Annotated in this window: 23 protein-coding genes; 19 read left to right on the top strand and 4 right to left on the bottom strand. The window is 32.9% G+C overall.

What is annotated here, in order from left to right; all coding sequences use genetic code 11:
• Positions 1–157 precede the first annotated feature (157 nt).
• From CLV91_RS09545 to CLV91_RS09510, 8 genes are all read left to right on the top strand, one after another.
• Positions 158–1,246, top strand: a complete 1,089-nt coding sequence (locus CLV91_RS09545; protein ID WP_121067011.1) for a mandelate racemase/muconate lactonizing enzyme family protein — start codon at positions 158–160, stop codon at positions 1,244–1,246.
• Positions 1,246–2,007: an SDR family NAD(P)-dependent oxidoreductase gene (locus tag CLV91_RS09540; RefSeq protein WP_121067008.1), complete on the top strand. Its 762-nt coding sequence runs from the start codon at positions 1,246–1,248 to the stop codon at positions 2,005–2,007. Before CLV91_RS09545 ends, CLV91_RS09540 begins: the two co-directional genes overlap by 1 nt.
• Positions 2,008–2,099: 92 nt before the next feature.
• Positions 2,100–3,038 carry an aldo/keto reductase gene (locus tag CLV91_RS09535; RefSeq protein WP_121067005.1) on the top strand — a complete coding sequence of 313 codons (939 nt, stop codon included), beginning with the start codon at positions 2,100–2,102 and terminating at the stop codon, positions 3,036–3,038.
• Positions 3,039–3,042: 4 nt separating this feature from the next.
• On the top strand, positions 3,043–4,059 hold the full coding sequence (locus CLV91_RS09530; protein WP_121067002.1) for a zinc-binding alcohol dehydrogenase family protein: 1,017 nt from the start codon (positions 3,043–3,045) through the stop codon (positions 4,057–4,059).
• Positions 4,060–4,091: 32 nt separating this feature from the next.
• Positions 4,092–5,351 carry an L-fucose:H+ symporter permease gene (fucP, locus tag CLV91_RS09525; protein ID WP_121066999.1) on the top strand — a complete coding sequence of 420 codons (1,260 nt, stop codon included), beginning with the start codon at positions 4,092–4,094 and terminating at the stop codon, positions 5,349–5,351.
• A 5-nt stretch (positions 5,352–5,356) separates the two neighbouring features.
• Positions 5,357–6,010, top strand: a complete 654-nt coding sequence (locus tag CLV91_RS09520; RefSeq protein WP_121066996.1) for an L-rhamnose mutarotase — start codon at positions 5,357–5,359, stop codon at positions 6,008–6,010.
• Positions 6,011–6,039: 29 nt separating this feature from the next.
• Complete coding sequence (locus CLV91_RS09515) at positions 6,040–7,560, top strand: alpha-L-fucosidase (RefSeq protein WP_121066993.1); 1,521 nt, start codon at positions 6,040–6,042, stop codon at positions 7,558–7,560.
• 74 nt (positions 7,561–7,634) lie between these two features.
• Positions 7,635–9,170, top strand: a complete 1,536-nt coding sequence (locus CLV91_RS09510) for a YifB family Mg chelatase-like AAA ATPase (protein ID WP_121066990.1) — start codon at positions 7,635–7,637, stop codon at positions 9,168–9,170.
• A 147-nt stretch (positions 9,171–9,317) separates the two neighbouring features.
• Here CLV91_RS09510 and CLV91_RS09505 read toward each other — a convergent pair whose 3' ends face one another.
• Entirely contained in the window at positions 9,318–9,578 is a 261-nt protein-coding gene (locus CLV91_RS09505) for a hypothetical protein (RefSeq protein WP_121066987.1), read from the bottom strand.
• A gap of 172 nt (positions 9,579–9,750) precedes the next feature.
• Here CLV91_RS09505 and CLV91_RS09500 point away from each other — a divergent pair, with 172 nt between their 5' ends.
• Positions 9,751–9,975, top strand: a complete 225-nt coding sequence (locus tag CLV91_RS09500; RefSeq protein WP_121066984.1) for a hypothetical protein — start codon at positions 9,751–9,753, stop codon at positions 9,973–9,975.
• Positions 9,976–10,365: 390 nt separating this feature from the next.
• On the opposite strand, the gene CLV91_RS09490 is transcribed toward CLV91_RS09500, so the two are convergent.
• Positions 10,366–11,172 (bottom strand): DUF6503 family protein, encoded by an 807-nt coding sequence (locus tag CLV91_RS09490; protein WP_121066979.1) that lies wholly within the window; start codon positions 11,170–11,172, stop codon positions 10,366–10,368.
• 415 nt (positions 11,173–11,587) lie between these two features.
• Between CLV91_RS09490 and CLV91_RS09485 the strand changes: the two genes are divergently transcribed.
• On the top strand, positions 11,588–11,923 hold the full coding sequence (locus CLV91_RS09485) for a hypothetical protein (RefSeq protein ID WP_121066976.1): 336 nt from the start codon (positions 11,588–11,590) through the stop codon (positions 11,921–11,923).
• 219 nt (positions 11,924–12,142) lie between these two features.
• Complete coding sequence (locus CLV91_RS09480; protein WP_121066973.1) at positions 12,143–12,739, top strand: recombinase family protein; 597 nt, start codon at positions 12,143–12,145, stop codon at positions 12,737–12,739.
• 3 nt (positions 12,740–12,742) lie between these two features.
• On the opposite strand, the gene CLV91_RS09475 is transcribed toward CLV91_RS09480, so the two are convergent.
• Positions 12,743–13,309 (bottom strand): hypothetical protein, encoded by a 567-nt coding sequence (locus CLV91_RS09475; RefSeq protein WP_121066970.1) that lies wholly within the window; start codon positions 13,307–13,309, stop codon positions 12,743–12,745.
• Positions 13,310–13,322: 13 nt separating this feature from the next.
• A complete protein-coding gene (locus CLV91_RS09470) occupies positions 13,323–13,766 on the bottom strand; it encodes a hypothetical protein (RefSeq protein WP_121066967.1) in 444 nt (147 codons plus the stop codon).
• A 211-nt stretch (positions 13,767–13,977) separates the two neighbouring features.
• Between CLV91_RS09470 and CLV91_RS09465 the strand changes: the two genes are divergently transcribed.
• From CLV91_RS09465 to ilvA, 8 genes are all read left to right on the top strand, one after another.
• Complete coding sequence (locus CLV91_RS09465) at positions 13,978–14,721, top strand: LamB/YcsF family protein (protein ID WP_121066964.1); 744 nt, start codon at positions 13,978–13,980, stop codon at positions 14,719–14,721.
• Entirely contained in the window at positions 14,714–15,454 is a 741-nt protein-coding gene (gene pxpB / locus CLV91_RS09460; protein WP_121066961.1) for a 5-oxoprolinase subunit PxpB, read from the top strand. Before CLV91_RS09465 ends, pxpB begins: the two co-directional genes overlap by 8 nt.
• Positions 15,447–16,286 carry a 5-oxoprolinase subunit C family protein gene (locus CLV91_RS09455; RefSeq protein ID WP_121066958.1) on the top strand — a complete coding sequence of 280 codons (840 nt, stop codon included), beginning with the start codon at positions 15,447–15,449 and terminating at the stop codon, positions 16,284–16,286. Before pxpB ends, CLV91_RS09455 begins: the two co-directional genes overlap by 8 nt.
• 352 nt (positions 16,287–16,638) lie before the next feature.
• Positions 16,639–18,315, top strand: coding sequence for a dihydroxy-acid dehydratase (gene ilvD / locus CLV91_RS09450; RefSeq protein ID WP_121066955.1), 1,677 nt, complete (start codon positions 16,639–16,641; stop codon positions 18,313–18,315).
• Positions 18,316–18,372: 57 nt separating this feature from the next.
• Positions 18,373–20,103, top strand: coding sequence for a biosynthetic-type acetolactate synthase large subunit (gene ilvB, locus CLV91_RS09445; RefSeq protein ID WP_121066952.1), 1,731 nt, complete (start codon positions 18,373–18,375; stop codon positions 20,101–20,103).
• A gap of 48 nt (positions 20,104–20,151) precedes the next feature.
• Positions 20,152–20,679 carry an acetolactate synthase small subunit gene (gene ilvN / locus CLV91_RS09440; protein WP_121066949.1) on the top strand — a complete coding sequence of 176 codons (528 nt, stop codon included), beginning with the start codon at positions 20,152–20,154 and terminating at the stop codon, positions 20,677–20,679.
• 29 nt (positions 20,680–20,708) lie between these two features.
• Entirely contained in the window at positions 20,709–22,184 is a 1,476-nt protein-coding gene (ilvC, locus tag CLV91_RS09435) for a ketol-acid reductoisomerase (RefSeq protein WP_121066946.1), read from the top strand.
• Between the two features lie 45 nt (positions 22,185–22,229).
• The gene (gene ilvA / locus CLV91_RS09430; protein WP_121066943.1) at positions 22,230–23,480 is read left to right on the top strand and encodes a threonine ammonia-lyase IlvA; all 1,251 of its coding nucleotides are present in this window, start codon (positions 22,230–22,232) and stop codon (positions 23,478–23,480) included.
• Positions 23,481–23,560: the final 80 nt, after the last annotated feature.

Genomic DNA, 23,560 nt, shown 5'->3' with positions numbered 1-23,560 from the left:
TTATTAAAAGTATATCTTTTTTGGAATTTATGATATGTAAGTTAGGGTGAATAACCAAAATGGTGTATAAAAATAGCGTTATTGTGGAAATAACACAATACATTAATCTATAAATTTGTAACTCTCAGAAATTTTATCAACTAAATTTAAAACTAATATGTCTAAAGACATTACAATTAGAGACGCTAAAATATACAAAGCAACTGCTCCATTAAAAAAGCCAATTTCGGATGCTACACATACTATTACAGAAATCTCATTTTTAGTATTGAGAATTCAATTAGAAAACGGTGTTGTTGGAGAGGCCTATTTATTATCATTTCAGTATTCACCAAATGCCATTGCTGGCGCAATGATAGATGCTGTACCTCATATTATTGGTCACAAAACCAATGAAATGGGTATTGTTTATAATAAGCTAGATAATTTAGGTGAATATTTTGGCAACCAAGGTATTAACCGATGGGCGCAAGCGGCTGTAAACATTGCTATGTGGGATGCTTGGGGGAAAACCTTGAACCAACCGATACACGAAATCTTAGGTGTTTGTCATGAGAAAGTATCAATCTACGGAAGTGGTGGATGGATTTCTTACTCTGTGGATGAGTTAATAGAAGAAGTTACAGGTTATGCAGACCGTGGTTTCAAAGCCGTAAAAATAAAAGTTGGTTCTCCAAAAGTAAGTACTGATATAGAACGTTTACGTTTAGTACGTGAAGCTATTGGAGATAAAGTAGATATCATGATGGATGCCAACCAAGGGATGGATTTGCCATCTGCCATGAAATTATCTGGAGCTGCCAAAGAATTGAACATCAACTGGTTTGAAGAACCTGTAAATCACCAAAATTTCCAAGCCTTTGAAATCCTTAAAAACCAAGCAGGTATTTCTTTGGCGATGGGAGAGCGTGAATACGACACTTTACCACTTAGAGAATTAGTAACAAGAAATGCAATAGATATTTGGCAACCAGATATTTTAAGAATTGGTGGTGTAGAAAAATGGAGAGAAAGTGCGGCGTTAGCACATAGTTTTAACTTGCCTGTATTACCACACTATTATAAAGATTATGATGTGCCGTTATTGTGTACTATTCCTAATGGTGTTGGTGCAGAATCTTTTGACTGGGTAGATCCTTTAATTGATAACCCTATGGTAATCCAAGATGGTTATGCAAAACCACATAATAGACCAGGTTGGGGATTCAATTTTATAGACGATACATTAATCGAAATCAAGTTTTAATGAGTTTACAAGTTTTTTCATTAGAAGGCCAACGTGCCATAGTAACCGGAGGAGGGGCAGGCATTGGGCTTGGAATTTCAAAAGCGTTAATTGAAGCAGGTGCAAAAGTAGTTATCACTGGACGTAGAGAAGGGGTTTTGCAAGAAGCAGTAACTGAACTTGGTGAAAATGCATCATACAGAGTGAATGATATTACAGATAGAGCAAGTATTCCTGTTTTAGTAGAAGCTATTGAAACAGAAGAAGGACCTATCGATATTTTAGTAAATAACGCAGGCATTCATCATAAAGCTTGGGCACAAGATACTACCGATGATGATTTTGAACGCATTATTCAAACCAACCTTATCAGTGTATTTGCATTAACACGCGAGTGTGCAAAATATATGTTGAAACGTAAAAAAGGGTCTGTAATCATGATTGGTTCAATGGCTGGGTTATTCGGTATTGACCGCGTAATTGCTTATAGTGCGTCAAAAACTGCACTTACCGGATTGGTAAATAGCTTAACAACAGAATATGCCAAAGACAATGTGCGTGTAAACGCCATAGCACCAGGATGGATTACCTCTAATATGTTCTTAAATGCTGTAAATAAAGACCAAGAACGCAAACTGCAAATCACCAATAGAATAGCCATGGACCATTTTGGAACTACCGAAGATATTGGAAATGCAGCCGTATTCTTAAGTTCAGAAGGCGCAAAATATATCACAGGTGTTATTTTACCTGTTGATGGAGGGGCAACCGTAAATTTCTAACCCACGTAGTGGGATTTGATATCTCACTCAAATGAAATTAGATTAATGTCATCCTGAACTTGATTCAGGATTTCATCAAAAAATTTAAATAAATGAAACCAACATACATCACAAGAGATTACTCTAAAAGTCCTGCATTTAATAACGAAACCAGATTGGTTTATGGGACCTCTGGCCTAGGAGGTGTTTGGGGAAAAGTAGACCAACGCGATTCTATCGATGCATTGTTATATGCTTTTGAAAACGGTATTGCTGCCTTAGATACCGCGCCATCCTATGCCAATGCCGAATATTATGTAGGTATGGCTTTAAGAGAATGGAAAGGTGATAAACCATTTGTAAGCACAAAAATTGGCCGTTTAAAAGGAAAAGATGCCTTTGAAGTCAAGTTAGATTACAGTACTGACGGCCTAAAGCGAAGTTTAGATAATAGCTTAAAAACGCTTGGACTAGATAAAATAGACTTATTATTTTTACACGAACCGCAATTTGTTCCTCTAGAAAATATTGATGAAGTTTTAAACACTTTAAAAGGCTTTAAGGCTGAAGGTTTAGTAAATTCTATCGGTGTTGGAGGAAATCCTTCAGAAGCATTTAAACCCTACATCACCAAAGATAATTTTGATGTGGTTTCGGGGTTTTTACACATGGATGCTTGTAATTTATCAGCGTTTAATGGTGAAATTCAATCCTATCAAAAGGAAGGAATTGCCTATTATGCAGCATCAGCATTACACTTTTCATTATTAGGAAATCGATTTGAAAAATATAAAAGTGAAGGTGTTGATGGCGAATGGATAACTCAATTAGATTTAGAAAATGCGATTCGCGTAAAAGCCGTTGCTGATAAATACGACATGTCTCAAGCTACACTAGCACAACGTTATTTATTTTCAATTAAAGAAGCAGACAGGGTGGTTATGGGCGCAAGAACACCTGCTCAAATTAAAGCAACAATAGATGATTGGAATGCGGGAAAACTTTCCGAAGACCTATTTAACGAAGTTACAGCTTGTATTTTAACTGAATAACATCATGAAAGTAGTTAGACTAAAAGAACCCGGCGTATGGGAACAATTGGAGGTTGAAAAACCAAGTGACGCAGTATCCTCTGGAAATGCACTCTTAAAAGTAAAGAAAATTGGTGTTTGCGGCACAGATTTACACGCCTTTAAAGGGCAACAACCTTTTTTCAGTTACCCTAAAATATTAGGACATGAATTAGCTGTTGAAGTGGTTGCCGTTGCAGACGACGTTACCAATGTGAAAGTTGGTGACAAATGTTCGGTTGAGCCTTATTATAATGATATTATTGGACAAGCCGTAAGACGAGGTAAAACCAATTGTGGTGAACACTTGCAAGTTTTGGGCGTTCATGTAGATGGTGGTATGCAAGAATATTTTGAATATCCTGCTAAATTTTTACATGCGACCAATTCTTTAACAGACGACCAATTAGCGATGATTGAACCTTTGGCAATCGGTTGTCATGCTGTAGATAGAGCAGATATTACACATGAGGATATTGTATTGGTTATTGGTGCAGGTCCTATTGGTTTAGGAACCATTCAATTTGCGCAATTAAAAGGCGCCAGAGTCATTGCCATGGATATTGATGATGCTAAATTGGAAAAATGTAAAAACATCACCAAAGTAAAAGATACCATTAACGCTTTAGGTAACGTTGAAGAAGAACTCACCACACTTTTAAACGGAGATTTACCAACGGTAATTTTGGATGCCACGGGGAATTCCACATCCATGATGAACACTTTTAAATATGCAGCCGCTGGTGGAACCATTGTTTTTATAGGATTATTTATGGGTGATGTGATGTTTCACGACCCGTCTTTCCACAAAAAAGAATTAACTCTTAAAGCAAGTAGAGCTGCAATGGGAGAAGATTTTGGTAGAATCATTCGCTTAATAGAAGCAGGAAAAATTGACGCCACTTCTTTTATCACGCATCGTATGAGTTTTGATGCCATTCCAACGGAATTTGAAAAGCTCTATGAAAAGAAAGATTTAATAAAAGCAATTATTGAATTTTAAATAAAAAACAACAACAACTAAACTAAAACATAATGTCATCAACAAAAGGAAGTAATTCAAAATTTTTAGTACCACTAATCATCGTGATGGCATTGATGTTTTTCTGGAATTTAGCAAGAAACATTAACGATGTTTTAATTCCTCACTTAAAAAGGGCATGTCAGCTCACCGATTTTCAATCCTCATTAGTACAATCTGCATTTTTTGGTGCTTACTTTATTGTAGCATTGCCAGCAGGGTGGTATATTCAGAAAAAGGGGTACAAAAACGGCATGATAACTGGGTTAATTATTGCCGCAATTGGTTCTTTTTTGTTTTATCCAGCAGTAGAAACACGAATATATTCATTCTTCTTGTTAGCTTTATTCATTATGGCTGCGGGTTTCGCTGTTTTAGAAGTTACAGCATCTCCATACATCACAAAATTGGGTAACCCAGAAGGTGCTTCCAGTCGTTTAAGTATGGCAGCAGCTATAGGTTCAGTAGGTGCAACTATTGCTCCTGCACTAGCAGCCATGTTGTTTTTACACGAAGTAGATGTACCACAGGAAACCATTGATGCTTTTACCCCAAGTCAATTAGAGACCTTTTTATCGGGAGAAGCAGATTTGGTAAAACCGCCATACATTATACTTGGTGGGATATTAGTTGTAATAGCTTTAATTGTAGTTTTTACAAAATTACCAACCATAAAAGATGAAGAAGGAGCTGGCAAAAAGCCACTACTAGATATATTAAAGTTTAAGCATACACTTTATGGTGTTGGTGCAGAGTTTTTCTATGTTGGTGCAGAAGTGGGTATTGTGAGTTTCATTATTCGCTATGCAAAATGGTTTAATCTTCCTGAACTTACCGAACAAAAATCGGCACAATACATTACCGCATTTATGGGATTAGTACTTATTGGACGATTATTAGGTGTTTACATTTTAAAGAAATTCAAACCACAACATGTATTGGCGTTTTGTAGCATTAGTGCATTTGCCTTGGTAACTTTGGCCATTGTTACAAATGGGTATTTCTCATTAACATGTTTATCTATCGTTGGTTTTTTTACCTCAATTATTTACCCAATTATTTTTAGTTTAAGTATGCAAGATTTAAAGGAATACACCAAAACAGGCTCTTCGGTGTTCCTATTGGGAATTGTTGGTGGCGCTATTGTTCCACCTCTAATGGGGTATATTTCAGATACAGTAGGTATTAAATATTCATTTATTATTCCACTAATTTGTTATGTATACCTATTGTTTTTTGCACTAAAAGGTTATAAAGTCAACATAAAAGCTTAGTAAAAATGGCTGTAGATACATTTAGACGATTTACTTATTTTATAACTTCTGATGATGATAACTTTTTGGAAATATTGACTTCTGAGACGTTTAAACAATTGCAATCTTTGGAAGGGGTAGAAGCATTTAATATCTATAAAAAAGATGGCGATTATTTTGTGGTTATAGATACTGATGCCTCGTTCAATTCAGAACAATTATTTGATGCTTTTAGTCATTTAGAAGATTTCAAAAACATATTTGTACAACATAGCGCCCCATTAGACCGGATATATGAATTAGACCAAAAAGTAGTTTATAAGCCAACCGAGGGGCAATTAAAAACGGCTGTTGCACCATACAAACGTTTTGTTTGGACATTGCTATTGGAACCAGACCTTATAGACGAATACAAAAGCGTGCATGCCATGGGAATGGCGTGGCCAGAAATTACCGCTAACATGAAATCTGTTGGCGTAAAGGATATGGAAATTTACATTCATAAGGAACAAGTGATGCTCATTATGGATACCATGCCTGATTTTAATTTAGATGAAGTTGGTCCAAAATGGCAGAAATTACCAAGAGAAGAAGAGTGGCAAGCCTATGTTGCCAAATTTCAAAAAACAGACACTGAAAGTTCTATACAAGAGAAATGGCAGGACATGATAAAGCTTTAATTTTATAACGAAACACTAAACTAAAACAAATGAGTAGGCACATTTTTTTATTATTACTTGTAATAACATGCTGTTTTAACTGTAGAACAAAAGAAGAAGACAAGCAAAAAGAAAAGAAAGAAGAACCAGAAATAGTATTCGAAGAAAATTGGGAAAGCTTAAAACAATACGAAATTCCACAATGGATGAAAGATGCCAAATTTGGAATTTTTATTCACTGGGGACCAAATTCAGTAGCAGAACTACATACTGATTGGTATCCGCGTTGGATGTATTCCGATAAAGGAGTTGCCAACCCGCAAACAGGAAAAGTTGTAAATGGAAAACCTCACCCAGCAGTAGCCTATCACAAAAAGAAATTTGGCGATCAAAAAGAATTTGGATACAAGGATCTAATACCTATGTGGACCATGGAAAAATTCGACCCTAAATCTTGGGTAGAATTGTTCAAAAAATCTGGGGCACAATATGTAGTGCCTGTTGCAGAACACCATGATGGTTTCGCCCTATATAAATCTAGCATTACCCCATGGAACGCTGTAAAAATGGGGCCTAAAAGAGATGTGTTGAAAGACTTAACCGATGAAATTAAAAAACAAGGGTTGATTTGCGGGGTAAGTTCTCACTTGGCATTTAACTACAACTTTTATAACCAACAACCTTACTTTGACAACTCAAATCCTAAATACTCAGATTTGTATGCACCACCTCACAAAATAGGAGATTCTGTAAGTGCAGATTGGTTGGCAAAAACGTGGTGGCCAAGAACCCAAGAAATTATAGACAAATATAATCCTGACATTTTATGGTTTGACTTCTACTTAGATAGACCAGAATTTGCTCCTTATCATAAAAAATTGGCAGCTTACTACTATAATTCAGGCTTAAAAAGAGGCAAAAATGTAGTGTTACAAACTAAAAATTATAAGTACGAATCTTATAAGAAAGGAACACACATGTTAGACTTAGAAAGAAGTAAAATGGACAATATCAAAAAAGAATATTGGCAAACTGATACTTCAATAGGAAAAAACTCTTGGTACTATACCAAAAACTGGATACCTAAAGATGCCAATGATTTGGTTGCAGACTTGGTAGATATTGTAAGTAAAAATGGGTGTTTATTATTAAACATTGGCCCAAGAAAAGATGGTATTATTCCAGATGATCAAAAGAAAATACTATTAGATATTGGTACTTGGTTAAAGGTAAATGGAGAAGCTGTTTATGGTTCAACATATTATGATGTTTACGGAGAAGGTCCTACAAAAACAGAAACTGGCCACTTGTCTGAAGGAAAAAACAAAGGATTTACTCAAAATGATATTAGATTTACAACCAATAACGGTTCATTGTATGCCACTGTTTTGAAGACACCTACGAAAGATATCAGCATCAAGTATCTAACAAAATCAAAGCTTAATATCAAATCTATTACCCTTTTAGGATTTGATGGAAAAATTGAGTTTGAACAATCGTCTGAAGGTACTACCATCAAATTACCAGAGGGTGTTGATTTAAACTATGCATGGGTATTTAAAATTTTATAATATTTATTTCATTAAAAAGAAATTAGAAAAACTTCAAAATCATTACTTATATTTAGCCCAAACTAAATAGGAGTATGCTTACAAAAGTTTATGGTAGTTCTGTCTTTGGGGTAGAAGCTACCACAATAGTTGTGGAGGTAAATGTGGATAAAGGAATTGGGTATCATTTGGTTGGTTTGCCAGATAATGCTATTAAAGAAAGCAATTATAGGATAGCAGCAGCCCTTTTAAATAATGGCTATAAAATTCCCGGAAAAAAGATTACCATTAATATGGCACCTGCCGATTTGCGTAAAGAAGGTTCTGCGTATGACTTAACTTTGGCATTAGGTATTCTTACAGCATCTAGTCAAATACAATCTGATAATTTAGAAAAATATATAATTATGGGAGAACTATCTCTAGATGGTAGTTTGCAACCCATAAAAGGAGCTTTGCCAATAGCTATAAAGGCTAGGGAAGAGGGGTTTAAAGGTTTTATACTTCCAAAAGATAATGTTAAAGAAGCTGCTATAGTATCCGATTTAGAAGTCTATGGCGTAGAAAATATTAAAGAAGTTATCGATTTTTTTGATAAAGGAACACCATTAGAACAGACTATAATTAATACAAGAGAAGAATTTGCTAAAAGTTTAGATTTTCCGGAGTTCGATTTTTCCGATGTAAAAGGACAAGAGAGTATAAAACGTTGTATGGAAATTGCAGCAGCTGGTGGGCATAATATTATTCTAATTGGTCCTCCAGGAGCAGGAAAAACCATGTTAGCCAAACGTTTACCCTCTATTTTGCCTCCAATGACCTTGAATGAAGCCTTAGAGACTACAAAAATACATAGCGTAGTTGGTAAGGTTAAGAATATGGGGTTAATGAGTTTACGCCCTTTTAGAAGTCCACATCATACAATATCGGATGTAGCATTAGTAGGTGGTGGAGCCTACCCTCAACCAGGAGAAATATCTTTATCGCATAATGGGGTTTTATTTTTAGACGAATTACCAGAATTTAAACGCGGCGTGTTAGAAGTCATGCGCCAACCGTTAGAAGATAGAGAAGTAACTATATCCAGAGCACGTTTTACGGTTACTTACCCTAGTAGCTTTATGTTGGTAGCGAGTATGAACCCTAGTCCTGGCGGTTATTTTAATGACCCCGATGCGCCCGTAACCTCATCACCAGCTGAAATGCAACGGTATTTAGGAAAAATATCGGGTCCTTTATTAGATAGGATAGATATACATATTGAAGTTACTCCAGTGCCTTTTGAGAAACTTTCCGAAGAACGAAAAGGAGAAAGTAGTGTAGAAATACGAAAAAGAGTTACAGCAGCTAGAGAATTACAAACAGAACGATTTGTAGGCCTAGAAAACGTGCATTATAATGCGCAAATGAATACCAAGCAAATACGAGCGTATTGTAAGTTAGACGAAGCCTCTAAAGAACTGCTTAAAAATGCCATGGAAAGATTAAACCTTTCTGCTAGAGCCTATGACCGAATTTTAAAAGTAGCAAGGACTATTGCCGATTTAGAAAACACGAATGAGGTAAACGGCACGCATATTAGTGAAGCTATTCAATACCGTAGTTTAGATAGAGAGGGGTGGTTGGGGTAATAGTGTGAAGTTGCAAACTTCGCAGAGCGGATAGTTACATTATTTATTAAAAATTTTAATTTTGTAATTAATTAATAATTTTTTTTAAAAAAGTAGATGTTGTCAATCCTGTATTTTATGCTCTTATTTTAAATTTATATAACGAAATCATCGACTAACCGTGATGTCAGTTATTAGATATGAGTTGTCATCCATATCATCACCTTCTTTCTCAAAATCTTTTTTATTTATTCTATCTAATTTGGTTTTTTCTTTTAAACGTTTTTGCTCCCTTTTGACCAAAGTAGTGTCATAAATAGATATAATAATACCAAAAATGAATAAATCTCCTAGAATTCCATGAGCCTCAACAACTAGATTCTCTTGAAAATCGTTTAATTTATTAAACCCAATTAATAAATTATCCACATGGTAAAGTACAATTCCAACACATATAGTAATTATTATAAAAATGTAAGTTGTTCCATAATTGTCTTTCCATCAAACTTAATTTAATAATTATTTAAAGCGTACTGTCTTATTAACCAAATATATTGATTTCTATGTGATTAATAGATTAGGGTATGGGATTATATGAATAATGATACTATTAAAAGAAAAACAATGGTATCTTCTTTGGAAAATTGGTATATTTCTGACACATCACTTAGAAGCCGATAAGAAGTTCAGCCTTTACGCTCTCTATGCTTTTTTTGTAGAAGTGGAACTAGACCCAAAAACAGATAAAATAATTGGTATGGGACACTTTAAAACAGGTGAGGAGCTGTATAAATACGTAGGTAATATTGATATTAATAAAATTTAAAATGGATAGACTGAATAGATTGGATAGAGCAAAATTAAAAGATAGGATTTTGAGATTTCTTCTTAGGAATAGAAATTGTGAACATTATCGATTTTACGCAGCATTAGGAAATCCTACCTTATATATACATGATTTTTTAAACATTGGATTGGAAATCTATAGGTATGAACCTCATGTGATGAATATTCATGCTTTCGCTAATGATATTTTTTTCGACGGAACCGATTTGACAGCCATTTTTTTAGAGAATGGAGGTTTTACGAAAATTGAAGAAGATTTGGAAAAAAATTAGAAGCTTGAAAGAGTATATTAGGATAATAAAAAAGAATACAAAAAACGCCCCATTTAGAATATTCTAAATGGGGCGTTTTACTATTGTAGTTGTAGATTTTATTGCAATACAAAATCTTCTTTTTTTAATCCGTTGTTAAATTTAACGTCGCTAAACGTAAATTCCCCAGCTAGGTTATATTCTCCTTTTTCGTTAGGGGCGTATACTTTACGAGATACAGGTACATATATTTCATCAATAACCGCATAGTTCACCATCATTTTTAAAACCGGTTTATTAATTCCCCATGCTGGTAAGGAAAAGTAAAACAAGTCTATTAAATGTGTTTCTGGGTTAAAGTATAAAATATAGGCGTCGTTTTGCTCTTTGTTAGTAACTGCACCGTCATAGGTAAGGCTAACTTTATCGTATACGATTCCGTCTGCCGTTTCTATTCCTAAATATTCGTAATTGGTACCAGGGTCTTGCAATTTATAGTTCATTGTAAACCAATAGGAGTTTACTTTACGCAAAAACACAGTAGCACCAATATTTTTAGCATCTTTAATTGCTTTGCCATCTAAAGTTAACTGTGCTTTACCGTCTACTAAAGATTGTACCGCATCGCCTTCTTGTTTTGGTAAAACATTTATATCATGGTGTGTGTAAATCGCCATGGAATGCTCACCATCAAAAATGTGCTTTTCGGTAGATAAGTCGTAACCCTTATCAAAGTTATCGTACTTGTACGAAAAAGATACGTCTTTCTTAGAGGCTAACTTTTCATACCCTCCATTTACTAAAACTAATGCATTTATTAGTTCTTTTGATTTTACATCAGTTTGGGCATTCATATATTGTAAGCCTATAAAAGCAATTAATACAAAGGCGATTAGTGATTTTGTTTTAAAATTAGGTAATGTCATAATACTATATATTTTGACAGGTATGTCGGGCTTAAAAAAATACCTTACAATTCATTATTTAAAATTGTAATAAATTTTAGGAACTCAATCTTTAGAATAAAAAACATTGTATTATAAATCTGATAATTATCATAAAATTTTGTTAGTAGCTTTTATATTTTTGTATTGTTATTATTGTGTTATTTAAAGTATATCAATACGTTAGATTAATTTATTTTGAAAAAAATAGAACAAAAATAGTATTTGCATAATTTTTTTTCTTAAATTTAAGTAGACGGATTTTTGAATCCAGAACTTACCCACTATATATTTAAGTTTGCGAGCATTTTACTAAAAAGTACGTCATAGGTTATTTACTATGAGGACTAATTACTTTTCTGATTGTAGTTATTTAGATGAATTTTAAACGAAAGCAATGTTACTTAAAAACAATAGAGAGACGCATTTAAATTCAGAAATTGAAATAGGAGATTCTTTAGTCAGGGTGGAACGTAGTTATAGAAATATAGTGCATCTCAAGAGCAAGTTAACTTCATATTCTTATGAACCAAGAACCTATAAATTATTTGAAGAGTTAGAAGATTTAAAACTTCATTTAGAATTGTTACACCTTTCCCATTTAGAACTGATAGATACCTTAAAAAATCCTATTAATTTTGTAGAAGCAAGACTGCAGCAGGTTAATGAATTATTAGACAAGTCTATTGTTGTAGAAGAGGGTGTTGCTAATTACATAAGTTCAGCCAAGTAATTTAAAAAGAACATTCATTTTTTATGTCTTTTATATAGAATGTGTTTTTTTCTTTAATAAGCTTTTAGTGCATTTACTATTTCTATTTCAAATTGTGTTTCTATATTTATATCAATTTTAGAGTGTATTTTAAAATTAGTATATATTCTTTTATTTTGTGTACTAAAAATATACACCTTAAAATTAGTACAATTATATGTTAAGTACTAATTTTGATATATGAAAGCAAGATATGCACTGTTAGATTCTTTTAATGAAAAAGAAGAAAAAAAACTTCATAAAAAATTTAAAAACCAATACCTTTTTTTAGATTTTTGTAGTGCAGCAATACCATTTAAAGAGCGTTTAAAGGCTAAAGAGCTATTAAATTTTTTAAACACTTTAGAGGGTTTTAAAATAGATTACTTGAGTATTGCTTCTATAGATCAATTGGGTAAAAATTTGCATGATATTCTTAGAACAATTAAGATATTTGACCAGTTAGGTATAACTATAAAAATAGATAATTTAGGTATAGAATCTCTGGTAAAAGGAAAACCAAATGAGGTTTTTTCTTTGCTGCTAACAGCCTTAGATAACATTTTTACAATAGAAAAACAGAATTTGTCCGAAGTGCAAAAAAGAGGTATTGCTATTGCAAAGGCAAACGGATCTTACAAGGGTCGTGTTAAAGGCTCTATAGAACCTAAGGAGATTGTATTGAAAAAACATAAAAAAGTTGTAGCAACTCTCTTAAAAGGTAAAACCTTAAGAGATACCGCCAAAATATGCAAAGTAAGTTTGGGAACTGTACAAAAAGTCAAGAAACTTATTTAAAAATTATAATTGAAACTCTCCGTTGTTATTCTGGTCTTTGTCTTCAAACTTTTGAGGCATAAAAAGGTCTTTTAATATATATCCGGTAATTACCGTTATACCTGCAGATAACAAATGTAATGCATATTCCCAATGTAAAACATTAAGTAAACCGCCAGTAATTGTGGCAAGTATGCCCAAAACTAGTGCAACATTCCAAATAATTTGTATTAATGTATTTTTAGTTTTTCTATCTTCATCCATAAAATAAGCAGTTCCCTCCATTATAAACCAAGCAATAAAAGTGAAAGCAGTTACAATTTGAAAAAATAGAGTATAAGGGAAATCTAATAATTTAAGAACACCATTAGTGGTCCAAAAAACTACTAAAATCATTTTAATATAATCTACAGTTTGTTTTTCTTCTTTTTTATTAAAACGTATAGTGTATAATACTCCAATTAATATAAAAGAAGCTATGATAACATGAAATGCATATGGCCAATTTAAAATTCTAGAAGCCATCCCTAACAATAAGGTAGCAATGGAAATACGTAATGGGGTCTTTAGTATTTTGTTTGTTGTAGACATAGCTTTATTTTAATTATATAGCTTTTATGTTGGCTTTTAAGCCCTCCATAATACCTATAATGTTATTCACTGTTTCCTTTAAATAATACCTAATCAAAACATGCGGAATTCTTATGGTTGTAAACCCATTTTTAAAGGAGTGCATGTCTTCCTCTAAATCATTAATAGCTTGTTCATGACTTAATTTGTCATATTGAGAGTCTATTTCTATGTTAAGCTTTACCCTAGAAATTGCAATGTCTATAGATTTTTTCCCATCCCACCATTCTAACATAGCACTTACACCAGCTTCTTTTAAGCCATAATATAACTGTATAGCTTCTAACGGAGTGTTGTTTTTTTCTATTAGTTTTTCTATTCTTGCTTGGTGTTTTTCACAAAGTTCTACGCCAAGAGATTCCATAGCGTTTTTATGGTCAAGGTATCCTAATTCTTTATTGCATTCTAAGCAGGTCATTTATTTCGGGGCATTAAAATTTGGGACTATTATAACCTAGTACTTTTAGTATTATTATATTCTTTCGATGTAATGCATACTACTTTTAGACGAACTGCAATTTTTTAGATGAACTGCACTTTAAATGTTAAATTTTGGCTAGTTTTAAGTTAGTATATAGAATGGTATTAATGGGAATGAATTTTTATCTTTACAATACAGATAGTTCCAAATGAATGTAAAATACATAGATGTTAATTGTGATGTAGGCGAGGGGATTGCAAATGAATCTGATTTATTTCCGTTTATTTCTTCTTGTAATATTGCCTGCGGAGGACATTATGGAACAAAAGAGACTATGAAAGCAACTGTAGACTTAGCAATTACGTATGGGGTTAAAATAGGAGTGCATCCATCGTACCCAGATAAAGAGAATTTTGGAAGAGTTTCTATAGATATATCAAAAAATGCATTTGTTAATTCTATAAAAAAACAAATAAGAGATTTTGTAGATGTTTTAAATGAAAAGAAAGCTGTTTTGCATCATATTAAACCGCATGGAGCTTTGTATAATGATTTAGTTAAGGATAAAGGCCTTGCTATAGCTTTTTTAGAAAGTATTTTAGCTTATAAAGAAAAGGTTGTACTGTATTCGCCGTATAAATCTATAATTGCAAAAGAGGCCAACAAACAAGGGTTTATGGTAAAATATGAAGCTTTTGCAGATAGAAACTATAATTCTGATTTAAGTTTGGTTTCTAGAAAATCTAAACAAGCATTAATAGAAAGTCCTCAAGAAGTATTAGAACATATAAAAGTTATGGTAGAACAAGAAAAAGTAAAGAATGTTTTGGGTGTTTTAGAGCCTATAAAAGCGTCTACTTTTTGTGTTCATGGAGATTGTGCTAATGCATTAGATATTTTAACCTACCTTTCTAAAGAATTACCAAAACTAAAAATAAAAAAGAGTGTCTAAATATACTATTTCAATAAGACCATTTGGACAACATGCTATATTAATAGAATGGCCAAATATTGTTGACGAAGCTATTTTGGAAGATATTTTACAGTTTAAAACCTATTTAGTAAATAATTTTTTATTTCCAGAGAAATGGGAGATTATACCAGCATACAACTCTTTAGTATTAGTGGAAAGAAATTTTCCAATAAATTTTAATGTTATAAAACATAATATAAAGCAATGGTATTCTGAAAAAAGTACCGTTGATAATAAAAGGGAAAAGAATTTATGGAGATTACCTGTTTGTTATGATTCTGATTTTGGAATAGATTTAGAGGAAGTAGCAAGTAAAGTAAATAAAAGTGTAGAGCAAGTAATAGCATTACATACCAAACAATCATATACGATTTACGGTATAGGTTTTCTTCCAGGTTTTATGTATTTGGGAGGCTTGCCTACAGATTTAGAAGTAAATAGAAGGCAGACTCCAAGGCAAAAAGTAATAAAAGGCTCTGTAGGTTTAGCAGGGAAACAAACAGGTATTTACCCTCAAGAATCTCCTGGAGGTTGGAATATAATTGGTAATTGTCCCGTATCTATGTTTAAGGCAACAAGGGAAAACCCAATATTTGTTAGTGTTGGAGATAAAGTTGAGTTCTTTCCTATAGAGAGAGCAGAATATAATTTACGCGTTATAGAAAATGAAGCCGGAGTTTATACTATTCAAAAAATTAAAATAGATGCTTAAAGTATTAAAGCAAGGTTTTTTTTCAACTTTACAAGATCAAGGAAGATTCGGTTTTAAGGATAAAGGGGTACCGGTATCGGGATCCATGGATACATATACCACAAAAGCTATAAACACTTTATTAGAGAATGCTTCTAATGCAGCGGTTCTAGAAATAACAATGACGGGACCTACGCTAGAATTTAATGCACCCACTTATATATGTATTGGTGGAGCAGATTTTGTAGTAACATTAAATAATGAACCAATTTCTCTATACAAAATATATAAAGTAAATACTGGTGATATACTTTTCTATGGTAAATTAAACATAGGTTTTAGGTCATATTTGGCAATAAAAGGTGGTTTTAAATCTACTGTAATTTTAAATAGTTCTTCCTATTACTATCCAATTACAAAATCTCGTTGCGTTAAAAAAGGGCAGGAATTAGATTATGAAGAATGTGTGGACTTTAGCCCAAAAATTTCTGAAATAAAAATAAGTTCTATTTTTAATAAAAATGAGCTAGAAATTGCTAAAGGACCTGAATATAACCTTTTAAATCCGTCACAAATAAAGCAGATATTTACTACAATTTTTTCTATATCAAATCAAAATGATAGAATGGCTTATCAGCTTCAAGAAAATATAGAAGGGGTAAATTATTCAATGTTAACATCAGCAACATTGCCAGGGACTATACAATTAACTCCGTCTGGAAAGCTTATTATTCTTATGAAAGACGGGCAAACAACAGGTGGTTACCCAAGAGTATTACAATTAACAGATAGAGCAATTAGTATCTTAGCTCAAAAAAAATATGGAGATACAATAAGCTTTAAATTAGTTTAGAAACTAGGATATTAAAAAAAGAATAAGTATTATTGTTTTATGAAAATAACAAAAACATTAGTTAGTATTATTATTGTCCCATTACTGGGATGATATAGTATTCTATTGTTTAGAAGCCTGTATCATATAATTATGATACAGGCTTTTTTATGACCTTAATAGTAGAAGTAAAAACTATTGAATATGATATGAAAGCATGTGTTAATTAATTGATTTTAAGTTAATTAGTTAAAATTGCTTAGACTTGAATTTGAACCAATAAAAAGTATAAATCAAATTGGTTTCAGTAAAGAATTATATTTGATTTGTTAAGAGTATCCAAGGAATATATAAAATAGAAAGAATAGTATAAATGGAATTAAATAAATACAGTAAAAACGTTACTCAAGATCCAACACAACCGGCAGCACAAGCAATGTTATATGCTATTGGTTTTAAAGATGAAGATTTTAATAAACCATTAGTAGGTATTGCAAGTACTGGTTACGAAGGTAATCCGTGTAATATGCACTTAAATGATTTGGCAAAATTGGTAAAAGAAGGAGTCAACTCTAAAGAAACTGTAGGTTTAATTTTTAATACTATTGGTGTTAGTGATGGTATTTCTATGGGTACACCAGGAATGCGTTTTTCATTACCTTCTAGAGATATTATTGCAGATTCTATGGAAACTGTAGTACAAGGAATGTCTTATGACGCATTAGTAACTGTTGTGGGTTGCGATAAGAACATGCCAGGAGCATTAATGGCAATGTTACGATTAAATCGTCCTGCAATTTTAGTATATGGTGGTACAATAGCATCTGGTTGTCATGAAGATAGAAAATTAGATATTGTATCTGCATTTGAAGCATGGGGAGAGAAAGTAGCTGGTACCATGGATGAAAAAAACTATAAATCCATTATTAAAAAATCTATCCCAGGAGCTGGGGCTTGTGGTGGTATGTATACAGCAAATACTATGGCTTCTGCAATAGAGGCCTTAGGAATGTCTTTACCATATAATTCTTCTAATCCAGCAATTAGTAATAATAAAGAGGAAGAATGTATCGCTGCAGGAAAGCAAATGCGCATTCTTATAGAAAAAGATATAAAACCTTTAGATATTGTTACTCGTAAGTCTTTAGAAAATGCTGTTCGTTTAGTAACCATTACTGGAGGTTCTACAAATGCAGTATTACATTTCTTAGCAATTGCTAGAGCTGCAGATATAGATTTTACTTTAAAAGATTTTCAGCATATAAGTGATACTACACCATTTATCGCAGATTTAAAGCCAAGCGGTAAATATTTAATGGAAGATGTGCATAGAATAGGAGGTATACCAGCGGTTTTAAAATATTTATTAAAGAATGGTCTTTTACACGGAGATTGTTTAACCGTAACAGGAAAAACTTTAGCAGAGAATTTAGAAAATGTTCCAGATTTAGAAGAAGGTCAAGATGTTATTATGCCTTTAGATAAGCCAATTAAGGCAACAGGGCATTTAAGAATGTTATACGGTAACTTAGCAGAAAATGGCTCCGTAGCAAAAATAACAGGAAAAGAAGGTTTGTTATTTAAAGGAACTGCAAAAGTATTTAATAGTGAGTATGATGCTAATGATGCTATACGAGGAGGTAAAGTAGAAAAAGGAAATGTCGTCGTCATTAGGTATGAAGGCCCTAAAGGAGGACCAGGAATGCCAGAAATGCTAAAACCTACAGCTGCCATTATGGGTGCAGGTTTAGGTAAAGAAGTAGCGTTAATTACAGATGGTCGTTTCTCTGGAGGAACACACGGTTTTGTAGTGGGGCATATTTCGCCAGAAGCACAAGAAGGTGGTACTATTGCTTTAGTTAAAGATGGAGATACAATTACGATAGACGCAGAAACAAATTCTATTAATGTAGAAGTATCTAATGAGGAATTAGCAAAACGTAAAGAAGCGTGGGTAGAGCCAGCTTTAAAGTTTAAAAAAGGGGTGTTGTATAAATATGCCCGATCAGTATCTTCTGCAGCACAAGGATGTGTAACAGATGAGTTTTAGAACATTAATTAATTTAATTAACCCGTAAAAATCTTAAAAGATTGTTGGGTAAGGCTTATGGAAACATTAAAAGCAAAAAATAAAGAAACTAAAAAAACTACTATGAAAATTAGTGGAGCAGAAGCTATAATTCATTGTTTATTAGAAGAAGGTGTCGATTTAATTTATGGATACCCTGGAGGGGCAATTATGCCTGTTTATGATGAGTTGTATAAGTTTCAAGATAAATTAACACATATTTTAGCTCGTCATGAGCAAGGAGCAACACATGCAGCACAAGGCTATGCAAGAGTAACTGGTAAAGTAGGTGTTGCAATGGCAACTTCTGGACCTGGAGCAACAAATTTAGTGACAGGTATTGCAGATGCTCAGATAGATTCTACTCCTATGGTGTGTGTTACAGGGCAAGTATTTAGACATTTACTAGGGTCTGATGCTTTTCAAGAAACCGATATTATTGGAATTTCTACTCCAGTAACAAAATGGAATTATCAAATCACAAAAGCATCCGAAATTCCAGAAATAATGGCTAAAGCTTTTTATTTAGCCCGTTCTGGAAGACCAGGTCCTGTTTTAGTAGATATTACTAAAAACGCACAATTAGAAGAATTTGAATTTTCTTATGAAAAATGTACAGGCGTGCGTAGTTATAATCCTGTTCCAAAACCAAAGGAAGAAGCAATAGATGCTGCTGCAGAATTAATAAACAATGCAAAAAAGCCATTTATAGTTTTTGGTCAAGGTGTAATTTTAGGAGAAGCAGAAGAAGAGTTAAAAGCATTAGTAGAAAAAGCTGGAATACCAGCAGCGTGGACTATATTAGGTTTATCTGCAATGGATACAGACCACCCTTTAAATGTTGGTATGGTAGGTATGCATGGTAATTATGGACCAAATATATTAACTAATGAGTGCGATTTACTTATAGCGATAGGTATGCGTTTTGATGATCGTGTTACAGGAAGGTTAGACGATTATGCTAAACAAGCAAAAGTTATACATTTTGAAATAGACCCTGCAGAGATTAACAAAAATGTAATGTCTGATGTAGCGGTATTAGGAAACTCTAAAGAAACTTTAAAATTAATTTTACCAAAGATTAATGAAAATAAACATGAATCTTGGCATAATGAGTTCAAAGAAAAATATAAAATTGAATTTGACCAAGTAATAAATGACCAACTTAACCCAACAAAAGAGGGGTTAACTATGGGAGAGGTGTTAAAAGAAATAAATATAGCATCCGAAAATAAAGCGGTAATTGTTTCCGATGTTGGGCAACATCAAATGTTCGCTTGTAGGTATGCAAAATTTAATCAAAGTAAAAGTAATATTACTTCTGGTGGTTTAGGAACAATGGGCTTTGCATTACCAGCAGCTATTGGAGCAAAAATGGGAGCAATGGATCGTGAAGTTGTTGCTATTATTGGAGACGGTGGATACCAAATGACAATACAAGAACTAGGGGTTATTTTTCAGCACAACTTGCCTGTTAAAATAGTAGTTCTTAATAATGAGCACTTAGGAATGGTGCGTCAGTGGCAAGAATTATTTTTTGATAAAAGATATGCATCTACTGTAATGACTAACCCAGACTTTGTGAAAATAGCAGAAGGGTATCATATAGAAGCAAAAAGGGTATCTAAAAGAGAAAATTTAAAAGCTGCTATACAGGAAATGATGGCCTCAAAAAATCCTTATTTCTTAGAAGTTAATGTAGAACAGGAAGATAATGTGTTTCCAATGATTCCTTCGGGGGCTTCTGTGTCAGAAATAAGATTAAAATAAATTAATAATAGTATTGCGCTATAGACAAAATAGATTAGAGAAAAACTAATGGAAAAAGAAACGTTTACAGTATCGGTTTATTCAGAAAATAATGTTGGCTTGCTTAACAGAATATCTGGAATTTTCTTAAAACGTCATGTTAATGTAGAGAGTCTTAATGTTTCTAAATCAGAAATAGACGGAGTTTCTAAGTTTACAATTGTTATTGTAGAAACACAAGAAGCTACTAGAAAAATTGCTGGTCAAATAGAAAAACAAATAGAAGTTATTAAGGCTTACTATCATAAAAATGATGAAACCATTTATCAAGAATCTGCTTTATTTAAAATAAAATCGAGCTTACTTTTTGATGAAAGACAAATTCAAAATATCATAAAAGAAAGTAATTCGGAAATTGTAACGGTTTCTAGAGAGTTTTTTGTTTTATCAAAAACAGGAAGACGTAATGAGGTAGATGCAATGCATGATTTATTAAAACCTTATGGAATTATGCAGTTTGTAAGATCTGGCAGAATAGCAGTTACAAAAGAAGAAATGCCAATATCGGCATTGTTAAAAGAATTTAATCAAAACTAAATAAATTAAAACACTTAATAAGTTCACAAATGGCAAATTATTTTAATACACTATCATTAAGAGATAAGCTTACGCAATTAGGAAAATGTAGGTTTATGGAATCTACAGAATTCTCTGATGGTGTATCTGCATTAAAAGGAAAAAAAGTTGTAATTATTGGTTGTGGAGCACAAGGTCTTAACCAAGGTTTAAATATGAGAGATTCTGGTTTAGATGTTTCTTATACGTTAAGAGATGCAGCTATAAAAGAAAAAAGACAATCTTTTAAAAATGCTTCAGAAAACGGATTTACAGTAGGTACTTATCAAGAGTTAATTCCTACTGCAGATTTATTAATAAACTTAACTCCAGACAAGCAACATACTGCGGTAGTAAAAGCAGTTATGCCGTTAATGAAAAAAGGAGCTACGCTTTCTTATTCTCATGGGTTTAACATTGTAGAAGAAGGAACACAAATTAGAGAAGACCTTACGGTAATTATGGTTGCTCCTAAGAGTCCAGGTTCAGAAGTAAGAGAAGAATATAAAAGAGGTTTTGGTGTACCAACATTAATTGCTGTACACCCAGAAAATGACCCTCAAGGTAAAGGTAAAGCAGAAGCAAAAGCATATGCTGTTGCAACTGGTGGTGATAGAGCAGGTGTTTTAGACTCTTCTTTTGTTGCAGAAGTAAAGTCAGATTTAATGGGAGAACAAACCATTCTTTGTGGATTATTACAAACAGGCTCTATTCTTTGTTTTGATAAAATGATAGAAAAAGGTATTGATGCGGGTTATGCTTCAAAACTTATTCAATATGGTTGGGAAACTATAACAGAAGGTTTAAAATATGGTGGTATTACCAATATGATGGATCGTTTATCTAACCCAGCAAAAATTAAAGCTTTTGAATTATCAGAAGAATTAAAAGATATTATGCGTCCGTTATTCCAAAAACATATGGATGATATTATGACTGGTCATTTTTCTAAAACTATGATGGAAGATTGGGCTAATGATGATAAAAACTTATTAGGTTGGAGAGCAGCAACTGGTGAAACTTCTTTTGAAAAAACTCCTGCAGGTTCTGTAGAGATTTCTGAGCAAGAATTTTATGACAATGGTGTACTTATGGTTGCTATGGTAAGAGCAGGTGTAGAGTTAGCTTTTGAGGCAATGACCGATTCTGGAATTATTGGCGAGTCTGCTTATTATGAGTCTTTACATGAAACGCCATTAATTGCAAATACAATTGCAAGAAAGAAATTATACGAAATGAACAGTGTAATTTCAGATACTGCAGAATATGGTTGTTATTTATTTGACCATGCTTGTAAGCCTTTATTAACAGATTTTATGAAGAACATGGATACAGATGTTATTGGTAAAAATTATGCAGAAGGTAAAGACAATGGTGTAGATAACGCTAAATTAATTGAAGTTAATAAAGCACTTAGAGAACACCCAGTAGAAATTGTAGGAGCAAGATTAAGAGCTTCTATGACAGCTATGAAACCAATTGTATAAATAAAATATCCCTCCCTTGGGAGAACTTAAGGGAGTACAAAACCTATGAAGTACTTCCCAACAATTGAGAATATTAAGAAAGCGGCGATAAACATTCAGCAAGTGGTGGATGTTACGCCGCTTTCTTCTAGTTTACGCCTTTCTAAACAATATGAAGCAAGTATTTCTCTAAAGAGAGAAGATTTACAAAGCGTACGTTCTTATAAAATAAGAGGAGCATTTAACAAAATTAGTTCTTTGTCTGCAGAGGAAAGAGCTAAAGGTGTAGTTTGTGCTAGTGCTGGTAATCATGCCCAAGGAGTAGCGTATGCATGCAAACATTTGGGTATTAAAGGCACTATTTATATGCCAGCTGTAACTCCTAAGCAAAAAGTGGAGCAAACAAAATTGTTTGGAGAAAGTTGGGTAACTATTGTTTTAGAAGGAGATACTTTTGATGATTCTTATAAAGCAGCAAAAGAATATTGCGAGTCCCAGAATAAAAGTTTTATTCATCCCTTTGATGATCCCAAAATTATAGAAGGACAAGGAACAGTTGGATTAGAAATTTTAAATCAAACTAAAAAACCTATAGATTATATTTTTGTGCCAGTTGGTGGTGGTGGCTTAGCATCTGGTTTAATAGGAGTTTTAAAATCGATGTCTCCAAATACTAAAATAATAGGAGTGGAGCCAGAAGGAGCTCCTTCTATGAAAACATCAATAGATAATACTATAAATACGGAGCTAAAAAACATAGATAAGTTTGTTGATGGTGCTGCAGTAAAAAGAGTAGGAGATTACACATTTGCTATTTGTAAAGATAACTTACATAAGATGGTAACGGTTGCAGAAGGTAAGGTTTGCCAAACTATACTAGATTTGTATAATAGAGATGCAATAGTTGTAGAGCCTGCAGGAGCATTAACAATAGCAGCTTTAGATATTTTTGCAGACGAGTTAAAAGGGAAAAACGTAGTCTGTATAATTAGTGGTAGTAATAATGATATTGCTAGAACAGCTGAAATTAAAGAAAGGGCTTTGTTGTTTGGGAAATTAAAGCATTATTTTATAGTTCGTTTTCCACAACGCCCAGGAGCTTTAAAAGAATTTGTAGCTGAAATTTTAGGCCCATCAGATGATATTACACATTTTGAATATTCTAAAAAATCTAACAAAGAAAATGCCCCCGCTGTGGTTGGTATAGAATTAAAAAGTCCTTCAGATTTAGAGCCTTTAGTTAAAAGAATGAAAGAGAATAATTTCTTCGGAGAGTATTTAAATGACAAACCAGACCTTTTTCAATATTTAGTTTAATATCAGATAGAAATTCTTTCATTATAAAATATTCTCGAAAACGTTTTCGTCTGTAACTCCTTAAAAATAAGGTATTCTAG

The sequence above is a fragment of the Maribacter vaceletii genome, assembly GCF_003634105.1.
GTDB lineage: Bacteria > Bacteroidota > Bacteroidia > Flavobacteriales > Flavobacteriaceae > Maribacter_B > Maribacter_B vaceletii.
Note: the sequence above shows the minus strand (reverse complement) of the source record. Positions and strands in the feature narration are given on the sequence as shown.

Bases quoted from the DNA above. Each gene is read 5' to 3' on its own strand.
- CLV91_RS09485 (WP_121066976.1), top strand. From the start codon at position 11,588: ATGTTACTTAAAAACAATAGAGAGACGCATTTAAATTCAGAAATTGAA.
- ilvB (WP_121066952.1), top strand. From the start codon at position 18,373: ATGGAAACATTAAAAGCAAAAAATAAAGAAACTAAAAAAACTACTATG.
- CLV91_RS09540 (WP_121067008.1), top strand. From the start codon at position 1,246: ATGAGTTTACAAGTTTTTTCATTAGAAGGCCAACGTGCCATAGTAACC.
- ilvC (WP_121066946.1), top strand. From the start codon at position 20,709: ATGGCAAATTATTTTAATACACTATCATTAAGAGATAAGCTTACGCAA.
- CLV91_RS09520 (WP_121066996.1), top strand. From the start codon at position 5,357: ATGGCTGTAGATACATTTAGACGATTTACTTATTTTATAACTTCTGAT.
- CLV91_RS09530 (WP_121067002.1), top strand. From the start codon at position 3,043: ATGAAAGTAGTTAGACTAAAAGAACCCGGCGTATGGGAACAATTGGAG.
- CLV91_RS09480 (WP_121066973.1), top strand. From the start codon at position 12,143: ATGAAAGCAAGATATGCACTGTTAGATTCTTTTAATGAAAAAGAAGAA.
- fucP (WP_121066999.1), top strand. From the start codon at position 4,092: ATGTCATCAACAAAAGGAAGTAATTCAAAATTTTTAGTACCACTAATC.
- CLV91_RS09545 (WP_121067011.1), top strand. From the start codon at position 158: ATGTCTAAAGACATTACAATTAGAGACGCTAAAATATACAAAGCAACT.
- CLV91_RS09515 (WP_121066993.1), top strand. From the start codon at position 6,040: ATGAGTAGGCACATTTTTTTATTATTACTTGTAATAACATGCTGTTTT.
- CLV91_RS09500 (WP_121066984.1), top strand. From the start codon at position 9,751: ATGATACTATTAAAAGAAAAACAATGGTATCTTCTTTGGAAAATTGGT.
- CLV91_RS09470 (WP_121066967.1), bottom strand. From the start codon at position 13,766: ATGACCTGCTTAGAATGCAATAAAGAATTAGGATACCTTGACCATAAA.
- CLV91_RS09475 (WP_121066970.1), bottom strand. From the start codon at position 13,309: ATGTCTACAACAAACAAAATACTAAAGACCCCATTACGTATTTCCATT.
- ilvD (WP_121066955.1), top strand. From the start codon at position 16,639: ATGGAATTAAATAAATACAGTAAAAACGTTACTCAAGATCCAACACAA.
- ilvA (WP_121066943.1), top strand. From the start codon at position 22,230: ATGAAGTACTTCCCAACAATTGAGAATATTAAGAAAGCGGCGATAAAC.
- CLV91_RS09510 (WP_121066990.1), top strand. From the start codon at position 7,635: ATGCTTACAAAAGTTTATGGTAGTTCTGTCTTTGGGGTAGAAGCTACC.
- CLV91_RS09465 (WP_121066964.1), top strand. From the start codon at position 13,978: ATGAATGTAAAATACATAGATGTTAATTGTGATGTAGGCGAGGGGATT.
- CLV91_RS09490 (WP_121066979.1), bottom strand. From the start codon at position 11,172: ATGACATTACCTAATTTTAAAACAAAATCACTAATCGCCTTTGTATTA.
- CLV91_RS09455 (WP_121066958.1), top strand. From the start codon at position 15,447: ATGCTTAAAGTATTAAAGCAAGGTTTTTTTTCAACTTTACAAGATCAA.
- CLV91_RS09535 (WP_121067005.1), top strand. From the start codon at position 2,100: ATGAAACCAACATACATCACAAGAGATTACTCTAAAAGTCCTGCATTT.
- ilvN (WP_121066949.1), top strand. From the start codon at position 20,152: ATGGAAAAAGAAACGTTTACAGTATCGGTTTATTCAGAAAATAATGTT.